The 8,906-nt window shown below is 69.6% G+C and carries 12 protein-coding genes; 4 read left to right on the forward strand and 8 right to left on the reverse strand.

Annotated features, from left to right (window positions below):
* Nucleotides 1–587: 2-C-methyl-D-erythritol 4-phosphate cytidylyltransferase (locus Q0D57_RS18195; protein WP_291046740.1), on the reverse strand; the 587-nt coding region annotated here is incomplete at its 3' end.
* Nucleotides 588–598: 11 nt separating this feature from the next.
* Complete coding sequence (locus Q0D57_RS18200; protein WP_066040922.1) at nt 599–1,081, reverse strand: CarD family transcriptional regulator; 483 nt, start codon at nt 1,079–1,081, stop codon at nt 599–601.
* 126 nt (nt 1,082–1,207) lie between these two features.
* On the opposite strand from Q0D57_RS18200, the gene Q0D57_RS18205 reads away from it, so the two are divergent.
* Nucleotides 1,208–1,792: a hypothetical protein gene (locus Q0D57_RS18205; protein ID WP_291046742.1), complete on the forward strand. Its 585-nt coding sequence runs from the start codon at nt 1,208–1,210 to the stop codon at nt 1,790–1,792.
* Between the two features lie 12 nt (nt 1,793–1,804).
* Here Q0D57_RS18205 and Q0D57_RS18210 read toward each other — a convergent pair whose 3' ends face one another.
* Both Q0D57_RS18210 and Q0D57_RS18215 read right to left on the reverse strand, forming a co-directional pair.
* The gene (locus Q0D57_RS18210; protein ID WP_291046744.1) at nt 1,805–2,485 is read right to left on the reverse strand and encodes a response regulator transcription factor; all 681 of its coding nucleotides are present in this window, start codon (nt 2,483–2,485) and stop codon (nt 1,805–1,807) included.
* Nucleotides 2,482–3,561: an ATP-binding protein gene (locus tag Q0D57_RS18215; protein ID WP_366518643.1), complete on the reverse strand. Its 1,080-nt coding sequence runs from the start codon at nt 3,559–3,561 to the stop codon at nt 2,482–2,484. Before Q0D57_RS18215 ends, Q0D57_RS18210 begins: the two co-directional genes overlap by 4 nt.
* Nucleotides 3,562–3,784: 223 nt before the next feature.
* Between Q0D57_RS18215 and phoU the strand changes: the two genes are divergently transcribed.
* A complete protein-coding gene (phoU, locus tag Q0D57_RS18220; protein ID WP_291046749.1) occupies nt 3,785–4,444 on the forward strand; it encodes a phosphate signaling complex protein PhoU in 660 nt (219 codons plus the stop codon).
* 78 nt (nt 4,445–4,522) lie between these two features.
* Here phoU and Q0D57_RS18225 read toward each other — a convergent pair whose 3' ends face one another.
* Together Q0D57_RS18225 and Q0D57_RS18230 are read right to left on the reverse strand one after the other, a co-directional pair.
* The gene (locus Q0D57_RS18225) at nt 4,523–5,677 is read right to left on the reverse strand and encodes a zinc-binding dehydrogenase (protein WP_291046751.1); all 1,155 of its coding nucleotides are present in this window, start codon (nt 5,675–5,677) and stop codon (nt 4,523–4,525) included.
* Between the two features lie 4 nt (nt 5,678–5,681).
* Nucleotides 5,682–6,434 (reverse strand): phosphoglyceromutase, encoded by a 753-nt coding sequence (locus tag Q0D57_RS18230; protein ID WP_291046753.1) that lies wholly within the window; start codon nt 6,432–6,434, stop codon nt 5,682–5,684.
* A gap of 20 nt (nt 6,435–6,454) precedes the next feature.
* Between Q0D57_RS18230 and Q0D57_RS18235 the strand changes: the two genes are divergently transcribed.
* Entirely contained in the window at nt 6,455–7,267 is an 813-nt protein-coding gene (locus Q0D57_RS18235; protein WP_291046755.1) for a class I SAM-dependent methyltransferase, read from the forward strand.
* Here Q0D57_RS18235 and Q0D57_RS18240 read toward each other — a convergent pair.
* Together Q0D57_RS18240 and Q0D57_RS18245 are read right to left on the reverse strand one after the other, a co-directional pair.
* Nucleotides 7,260–7,703 carry a hypothetical protein gene (locus Q0D57_RS18240; protein WP_291046756.1) on the reverse strand — a complete coding sequence of 148 codons (444 nt, stop codon included), beginning with the start codon at nt 7,701–7,703 and terminating at the stop codon, nt 7,260–7,262. The genes Q0D57_RS18235 and Q0D57_RS18240 overlap by 8 nt on opposite strands.
* Nucleotides 7,704–7,724: 21 nt before the next feature.
* Nucleotides 7,725–8,636: a pseudouridine-5'-phosphate glycosidase gene (locus Q0D57_RS18245; RefSeq protein WP_291046758.1), complete on the reverse strand. Its 912-nt coding sequence runs from the start codon at nt 8,634–8,636 to the stop codon at nt 7,725–7,727.
* Nucleotides 8,637–8,732: 96 nt separating this feature from the next.
* Here Q0D57_RS18245 and Q0D57_RS18250 point away from each other — a divergent pair.
* The coding region (locus Q0D57_RS18250) for a LysR family transcriptional regulator (RefSeq protein ID WP_291046759.1) at nt 8,733–8,906 on the forward strand (174 nt) is incomplete at its 3' end.

Raw genomic sequence — 8,906 nt, forward strand, 5'->3', positions numbered from 1 at the left:
AGCTGCTGCACCAGCGCCGCGTCGTCGGTCACGTCCTCGACCGCCCGCTCGTAGGCCTCCGTGAGCAGCGCGCGGGGGAAGCCCTGCGGAGTCTGCACGGCGGTGAGGCGCGACCGGTCGACCGTCTCGAGCACGAGGCCCGATCCGTCGACGCCTTTGATGGTGTCGGTCACGGGCTGGCCGGGGATGACGCCCGACCCCGTCGAGCGCACGGCCGCGATCACGCGCTCGAACACCTCGACCGGGGTGAACGGCCGAGCGGCATCGTGCACGAGAACGACGTCGACACCGTCGCCGAGCACCGCGAGCCCGGCCTGCACCGACTGCTGCCGGGTGGAACCGCCCGCGACCGCCGCGAACGGCAGCTCGAGCGAGGCGAGCTGCGCGACGGCGGCCTCCACGAGATCCGCCGGCACCACCACGACGAGCTCGACCGGCTCGGATATTCCGCGCACGGAATCCATCGCCCACGACAGGATGCTGCGCCCGGCGACCTCGACGAACGCCTTGGGCGTCGCGCGGCCGAGCCGGGTGCCGGATCCGGCCGCGACGACGACGACCCCGACGGACGGGGCAGGCGACGACACGACGGGAGCGACTAGGAGGCGAGCACCTCGTCGAGCACCAGCGAGGCCTTCTCCTCATCGGTCTTCTCGGCGAGTGCCAGCTCGGAGATGAGGATCTGGCGGGCCTTCGCGAGCATGCGCTTCTCTCCCGCCGACAGTCCGCGATCCTGATCGCGGCGCCACAGGTCGCGCACGACCTCGCTCACCTTGATGACATCGCCCGAGGCGAGCTTCTCGAGGTTGGCCTTGTAGCGGCGCGACCAGTTGGTGGGCTCCTCGGTGAAGGGAGCACGGAGGACCTCGAAGACCTTGTCGAGCCCCTCGCGGCCGATGACATCGCGCACACCGACGAGATCGACGTTGTCGGCCGGCACCTCGATGGTGAGGTCGCCCTGCGTCACACGGAGTTTGAGGTAGATCTTCTCTTCGCCCTTGATGACCCGGGTCTTGACTTCGGAGATGGTCGCGGCTCCGTGGTGGGGGTAAACGACAGTTTCGCCAACCTCAAAAAGCATGAATGGATGTCCTTCCGTGACCTCTAGGATACCACAGGGGGTATGTGGTAAGGGTGACCTAACCAGCCGCCGGACGCGCGCCCGTTGTAGGCTGATCTCAAAGCGTCGACGACTCTGGAGGGTCTTGTGAGAGCTCGGTTCGCGGCATCCGTTCTGGTTGGTGCCCTGATCGTCACCGGCACCGCCGGCTGCGCGTTCGTCACCCCTCAGGCCACCACCAAGATCGTCGAGGCCTCCGATGGCGTGAACGCCAAGGTCGGCGACGTCGCCATCCGCAACGCCATCGTCATCAGCGAGGACGGCACGCTCGGCAGCCTCCTCGTCTCGTTCGTGAACGCGGGCGACCAGGCCGCCCGCGTGACGGTGCAGTACGAAGACGGCGAGAGCGGCGAGCGCGTCACCCAGACCGTGTCGGTCGCCGGCGGCGGCGCCATCACGAGCTTCGGCGACTCCGACCGCGACGACATCCTGCTCTCGAACGTCTCGCAGCCCGGCAGCCTCTTCCCGATCTACTTCCAGGCCGGCGACGCCGAGGGCGCCGAGGTGCTCGTGCCGGTGCTCAACACGTCGCTCCCGGAGTACACGGGCCTCGCCCCGACCCCGACCCCGACGCCCACCGAGACCCCGACGCCGACCCCCACGGTCGAGCCGAGCCCCGAGCCGACCGCAGACACGCCGGCCGAGCCCGAGGTCACCGAGCCGATCGAGTAGTCGGCCTCTCGGCTACCCCTCGAAGCGGTAGCCGAGCCCGCGCACGGTCACGAGCAGCGCCGGCTCCGACGGGGTCGTCTCGATCTTCGAGCGGATGCGCTTGATGTGCACGTCGAGCGTCTTGGTGTCGCCGAAGTAGTCCGACCCCCACACCCGGTCGATCAGCTGCCCCCGGGTGAGCACCCGGCCGGCGTTCCGCAGCAGAAGTTCGAGCAGCTCGAACTCCTTCAGCGGCATCGCCACCTCCTTGCCGTCGACCGACACGGTGTGCCGCTCCACGTCCATCGTCACCGGGCCCGCCGCGAGCAGGGGCTCGGCGGCGTCGACCGCTTCGACCTGCCGCCGCATCACGGCCCGGATGCGCGCGAGCAGCTCGCGGGTGGAGTACGGCTTGGTCACGTAGTCGTCGGCGCCCAGCTCGAGCCCCACGACGATGTCGATCTCGGAGTCCTTCGCCGTGAGCATGATGATCGGCACCTGCGAGCGGGTGCGGATCTCGCGGCACACCTCGGTGCCCGGGATGCCGGGGATCATGAGGTCGAGCAGGATGATGTCCACTCCCCCGCGCTCGAACTCGCTGAGGGCGCTCGGTCCGTCGGGCGCGACGGTCACTCCGTAGCCTTCGCGGCGCAGCAGATAGCTCAGCGGCTCGCTGAGCGCGGCCTCGTCTTCGACCAGCAGGATGTGGGTCATCGTTGTTTCTCTCCTCGCGAGGCGGCCGTCTCGGCCGTGGCTTCGGGTAACCGGATGGTGAAGGTGCTGCCCTGCCCGATCTGAGACCAGGCGCGGATGTCGCCGCCGTGGTTCTGCACCACGTGCTTGACGATGCTGAGGCCGAGGCCGGTGCCGCCGGTGTTGCGCGAGCGCGCCTGGTCGACACGGAAGAAGCGCTCGAACACGCGCCGCAGGTCGTCTTCGGGGATGCCGATGCCCTGGTCGGTGACCACGAGCTCGACCACACCGTCGCCGTGGTGCACGCCCACGCCGATCCGCGATCCGTCGGGCGAGTACTGCACGGCATTGGCGATGAGGTTGTTGAGGGCGAGGGTGAGCAGCGTCTCGTCGCCCATGACCTTGACCTTCTTCGAGCCGCCGACCGCGATCTTCATGCCCCGGGCGTCCGCGACCACGTGGTTCTGGTCGACGGCCGCCGACACGATGGCGTCGATGTCGAGGAGCTTCGCCGAGGCGAGCACGTCGGTCGACTGCAGCCGGGAGAGCTCGATGATCTCGCGGGTGATCTGGGTGAGCCGGGTGGCCTCTGTGCCCATGCGCCTGGCGAAGCGGCGAACCTGCTCGGGGTCGTCGGAGGCCGGCTCGAGCGCTTCGGCGAGCAGCGAGATGGCGCCGATGGGCGTCTTCAGCTCGTGGCTGATGTTCGCGATGAAGTCGCGTCGCACCTCTTCGAGACGGTAGGCCTCGGTGCGGTCCTCGGCGAGCACGAGGATGTAACGGGCGCCGAGCCTGGCCACCTGCACGTCGAGGTGGATGATCGCCTCGCCGAACGGCCCGCGGGCGAGCGTGATCTCCTCATTGATGGACTCGCCCGTCGTGCGCACCCGCGCGACGAAGCGCAGCATCTCCTCGTGCACGAGGAGACCGTTCGCCACGAGGCCGTAGGTGTAAGAGGTCTCGGAGGCCTTGACGACGTTGTTCGAGGGGTCGAGCACGAGGCCCGCGAAGTCGAGGGCGTCGATCATGTGGTCGACTCCGTCGGGCACACCGCTCGAGACGGCGGTGACCGCGTCGTTTCCCCGTCGTTCAGCCATGTGGAGCAGGATCACGAATCCTGCGCCGACGAAGAGGCCGAGTGCCAGAGACAACAGCACCAACCAGCCTGTTTCCATACGCACTACACTAATGAGTCGCCGACCCTCGGGATCCCCACGGAGGGGCGCGAGCCCACCGCTTCGTCGACTGTTCAACTCCGCGGCACCTCGCGTTAACCTCCTCCGGTGAGGATGGCCGTACCGAAGAAAGGACCCTGCACGCATGCGTGAGGTATTCCAGCAAGAGCTGCGCGAGGTTCAAGAGCGTCTCGTCGAGATCTCCGAGCTCGTGACCGTCGCCATCACGAACGCCACCACGGCGTTCAACGAGTCGAATGTCACGTTGGCCGAGACGGTCATCGCCGAAGACCCCAAGATCGACTCGCTCGCCGCGAGCCTGGACGAGCTGGCCATCGGCATCCTGGCCCTGCAGCAGCCGGTCGCCCGCGACCTGCGCATCGTCGTCACGGCCCTCCGCGTGAGCGCCTCATTGGAGCGGATGGGGGACATCGCCGAGCACATCGCTCAGCTGGCCCGCTACCGCTACCCCGACAAGGTGGTGAAGAAGAGCCTGCGCCAGACGTTCTCCGAGATGGGTCGCCTCGACGTGGAGATCGCGAAGAAGCTCACCGTGCTCCTGAAGACGGAGGACGTGCAGCTGGCGGACGAGATCCGCAACGATGACGACCAGATCGACGAGCTGCACGTGAGCGTCTTCGACGCGGTGCTCGGCGCGCACTGGAAGGGCGAGGCGGTCGACACGGTCGACGTCACGCTCGCGAGCCGCTACCACGAGCGCTTCGCCGACCACGCGGTCTCGATCGCCAAGAAGGTGCAGTACCTGGCCACCGGCGAGTGGCCGAGCAGCAGCTCCAACGCGTAACCGCGCGTTCACCGACGAAGCCCCCGGCGCCCTCAGAGGGCCGGGGGCTTCGTCGTGCGAGCGGCGGGTCGCAGCTGATCAGGCTTCGGGCGACATGACGACGATGGCCCGCCCCTTGATGCCGCCGCGATCCAGCAGCGCGAACGCCTCCCCCGCCTCCTCGAGCGGGAACCGTCGGGTCACGGCGTCCTCGACGTCGTAGCCGCCTTCGGCCGCCATGCGCACCACCTCGGGGAGGTCCTCACGCGTGCGGGCCCCGAACGAGCCGACGATCTCCTGGCCGCGACGCACGAGCGGCGTGATGGGCACGGCCGCGGTCGCGGCACCGGCGGCGATGCCGACGGCGACCATCCGGCCGCCCTCACGAAGGAGCGACACCGCGAGCTCGAAGGTCTCCGGGCGGCCGAGCGCCTCGAAGGCCACGTGCACCCCCTTGCCGCCGGTGGCCTCGCGCACCCTCGCCAAGGCGTCTTCGGTACGGGAGTTGATGACGACGTCGGCGCCGAGCTCCCGGGCGGCGGCGAGCTTGTCGTCGTCGACGTCGATCGCGATGATCGGATGCGCGCCGGCCCACCGCCCCACCTGGATGAGGCTCGAGCCGATCCCGCCTGTGGCCACGATGGCCATCGAGCGGCCGGCGGTGAGACCCGACTTCTGCACGGCCCCGTAGGCGGTGAAGGCGGCGCAGCCGAGCACGGCGGCCTCCTCGAGCGGCACGCCGTCGGGGAGCTTCGCGAGCGCGGCCACCGGCACCACCGAGTACTCGGCGAGACCTGCCATGGAGTACATCGAGAGCCGGCTGCCGTCGGCGCGGGTGAGCCTCGAGGTGCCGTCGAAGAGATTGCCCTTCAGGCGGTTCTCGCCGAAGAACACCTCGCACATGTCGTCGCGGCCCTCGAGGCACGGCTCGCAGCGCGTGCACGGCATGATGAACGCGCCGACCACCCGGTCGCCGACGGCGAGACCGGAGTCGGAGGCCGATTCCTGGCCGTCGGCGCCACCCCCGAACGACACGATGGTGCCGCTGACCTCGTGTCCCATCACGGCGGGTGCGGGGAACGCCACCTCGCCCTTCATGACGTGCAGATCGGTGTGGCAGACCCCGCAGGCCGCGACCCGCAGCAGGGCCTCCCCCGCCTTGGGCTCGGGGACCGGGACGGTCTCGACCGTGAGGGCGCTCGACGTGCCCTCCCAGATCGCGGCCCTCATCGACGCCGTTGTCGACTCGGCCACGGTGCTACTTCTTGCCCTGCGCGGCGACCGCGGCGGCACCGGCGGCGGCGGCCTCCGGATCGAGGTACTCGGCGGGGCCGACGGGCACGAACGACTCGTCGAGCTTGTAGACGAGCGGGATGCCGGTGGGGATGTTGAGCTCGGCGATGTCGTCGTCGGAGATGCCGTCGAGGTGCTTCACGAGCGCGCGCAGCGAGTTGCCGTGGGCCGTGACGAGCACGGTCTTGCCGAGGGCGAGGTCGGGCTGGATGTCCGACTCCCAGTAGGGCAGCATCCGCTCGATGACGTCCTTCAGGCACTCGGTGCGGGGCACGTCGTCGCCGAGGTCGGCGTAGCGCGGGTCACCGACCTGCGAGTAGGGGTCGGCGTCGTCGATGGGGGGCGGCGGCACGTCGAACGAGCGGCGCCAGGTCTGGAACTGCTCTGGACCGTACTCGGCGAGGGTCTGCGCCTTGTCCTTGCCCTGCAGGGCGCCGTAGTGGCGCTCGTTGAGCCGCCAGGAGCGCTTGACGTCGATCCACGAGCGGCCGGCCTCGGCGAGCGCGAGTTCGGCGGTGCGGATGGCTCGGGTGAGGCGCGAGGTGTACAGCACGTCGGGCAGGGTTCCGGATGCGGCGAGGAGCTCGCCGGCGCGGGTCGCCTCTCCGACGCCCTGCTCCGAGAGGTCGACGTCGACCCATCCGGTGAACAGGTTCTTCTGGTTCCACTCGCTGTTGCCGTGGCGCAGGAGGATGAGGGTGTAGGGCTCAGTCGACATGCCTCCATACTATTGGGGGCATGCCTATCGGTGCCGTGACCCGGGGAACGACGAATACCAATCGGCTCCGCCGGGTCGACCGCTTCATCACGACGCTCCCGGTGCTGCGGCAGACGGCCGATCCGCTCGTGGTCGACCTCGGCTACGGCGCGAGCGGCGTCACCGCGTTCGAACTGCAGGCGCGCCTCGCGGCCGTGCGGCCGGACGTTCACGTGCGAGGTCTCGAGATCGCTCCCGAGCGCGTGGCCACGGCCACCGCGCAGCTGAAGGAGGTGCGGGACGGCCGCACGAGCTTCGCCCCGGATGCGTCGGTCGACTTCGCGCTCGGCGGCTTCGAGGTGCCGCTCCCGGCGGGCCGGCGGGCCGCCGTCATCCGCGCGTTCAACGTGCTGCGGCAGTACGACGAGTCGCAGGTGGCGGAGTCGTGGGAGCTCATGGTCTCCCGGCTGCAGCCCGAGGGCGTGCTGGTCGAGGGCACCTGCAACGAGGTCGGTCGTGTGAGCAGCTGGGTGGTCGTGGGGCACGACGGGCCGCGCACGTTCAGCCTGTCGCTCCGGCTGACCGGGCTCGAGCATCCGTCGATCGTCGCCGAGCGCCTGCCGAAGGCTCTCATCCACCGCAACGTGCCCGGGGAGCCGGTGCACCGGCTGCTCGCCGATCTCGACCGGTTCTGGCAGCACAATGCGAGCCTCGGGACCTACGGCCCCGTGCAGCGCTGGCTCGCGACCCTGGCGTCCCTCGCCGCGACGGACTGGCCGGTGCAGACGCCGAAGCGCCGGCAGCGGCTCGGTGAGCTCACACTGCCGTGGAGCTCGGTGGCACCCGCTACTTGATCGGGAGCTCGACCTCCTGGTCGCCGACGCGCACGGTGAGCGGCTCGGTGGTGGTCACGGAGTCCGGGGTCCAGAACACCGAGGTGTGCGGCACGAAGTCCATGGTGCAGGGCTGGTCATCGGACAGCGGCACGGTCGCGATCTCGACCACGTTGCCCTCGCCCTCGCCGTCGGCCTCGGGCTCGACGACCGTGATCTTCGAGCCGATCACGGGGCAGGTGGAGCTGCCCGAGATCGCGACGCCGATCTGCGAGCCCTCGTGCAGCCAGAAGGCCTGAAGACCAGAGTCCTCGCCGCCCTCGCTCTCGGTGATGATGTGCTCCTCGTCCGGCAGGCCCGAGAAGTTCTCGGTGGGGCCGGTGACGGTGCAGCCGGTCAGCGCGAAGGCTGCGGCGAGGGTGGCGACCGTGAGCGGAACGAGCTTTCGCATCTTCATGGCACTACGGTATCGCGGATCTCAGGCCGTGAGCGCGACGGCGATCTGCGCGCCGAGCGCGACATTGCCGCGATAGACCTCGACGTTGACGTCAAGGCTCGCTCCGCCGGTCGTGCGCTGCACGAAGTCGAGCAGGAACGGCGTGGTCTCGTTGCCGGAGATGCCCGCGGCATCGGCCGCCGCGAGCGCCTCGGCGAGCACGGAGTCGTGCACGGCGGGGTCGAGCTGCTTGTCGGCGGCGACGGGGTTCGCCACCAGGAGGGTCGAGGCGATCCGGAGGGCGTCGCGCGCCGCGACGACGCGCGCGATCTCCTCGGGGCTGTCGACCGAGTACTCGATGTCATAGCCGGAGTCGGAGATGTAGAAGCCCGGGTAGTCGGTCGTGCGGTAGCCCACCACGGCGAGGTTGAGGGTCTCGAGCCGCTCGAGCGTGAGCGGGATGTCGAGGATCGACTTCACGCCCGCGCTCACCACCACGAGGGGGAGGGTGGCGAGGGTGCCGAGGTCGGCCGACTCGTCGAAGGTGGTCTCGGCACCGCGGTGCACGCCGCCGAGGCCGCCGGTGGAGAACACCCGCACGCCGGCGAGCGTGGCGAGGTACGCCGTGGCCGCCACCGTGGTGCCGCCGTTGAGCGTCTTCGCCGAGGCCACGGGGATGTCGCGGAGGCTCACCTTGACCACGGCGTCGTCGTTCGAGAGGCGCTCGATCTCGGCGGTCGAGAGGCCGACCGTGGGCACGCCGTCGACGAGGCCGATGGTGGCGGGCACGACGCCCGCGGCACGCACGTGCTCCTCGGCCTCGAGGGCGACCTCGACGTTGCGGGGGCGGGGCAGGCCGTGGGTGAAGATGGTGGACTCGAGGGCCAGCACGGGGCGCCCGTCGGCGACGGCGGCGCGGACCTCGTCTGAGATCGCGAGGAATTCTGCGGGCACGGTGGTGTCTCCTTCATCCGAAAGCGTGCTCCCACACTACGAGCCGGGGCTCGATCGCATCAAGCTGACAGTGGCGCGGATTGATAGGCTGAGGCTATGGAATTCTCGCTGCGGCAGGTGGAGGCGTTCCACGCCGTCGCGACGCGGCTCCACTTCGGCCGCGCGGCCGAGTCGCTCTTCGTCTCGCAGTCGGTCGTGAGCCAGGAGGTGCGCCGGCTCGAGCAGCGACTGGGGCTCGCCCTCTTCGACCGGTCCACGCGATCCGTGGCC

Source organism: Herbiconiux sp., from assembly GCF_023264895.1.
Lineage (GTDB): Bacteria > Actinomycetota > Actinomycetes > Actinomycetales > Microbacteriaceae > Herbiconiux.

Coding starts and splice junctions, on each gene's coding strand:
- Q0D57_RS18215 (WP_366518643.1), bottom strand. CDS start 3,561: ATGGCTGAACGACGGGGAAACGACGCGGTCACCGCCGTCTCGAGCGGT.
- Q0D57_RS18210 (WP_291046744.1), bottom strand. CDS start 2,485: ATGACCCACATCCTGCTGGTCGAAGACGAGGCCGCGCTCAGCGAGCCG.
- Q0D57_RS18230 (WP_291046753.1), bottom strand. CDS start 6,434: ATGTCGACTGAGCCCTACACCCTCATCCTCCTGCGCCACGGCAACAGC.
- phoU (WP_291046749.1), top strand. CDS start 3,785: ATGCGTGAGGTATTCCAGCAAGAGCTGCGCGAGGTTCAAGAGCGTCTC.
- Q0D57_RS18235 (WP_291046755.1), top strand. CDS start 6,455: ATGCCTATCGGTGCCGTGACCCGGGGAACGACGAATACCAATCGGCTC.
- Q0D57_RS18240 (WP_291046756.1), bottom strand. CDS start 7,703: ATGAAGATGCGAAAGCTCGTTCCGCTCACGGTCGCCACCCTCGCCGCA.
- Q0D57_RS18200 (WP_066040922.1), bottom strand. CDS start 1,081: ATGCTTTTTGAGGTTGGCGAAACTGTCGTTTACCCCCACCACGGAGCC.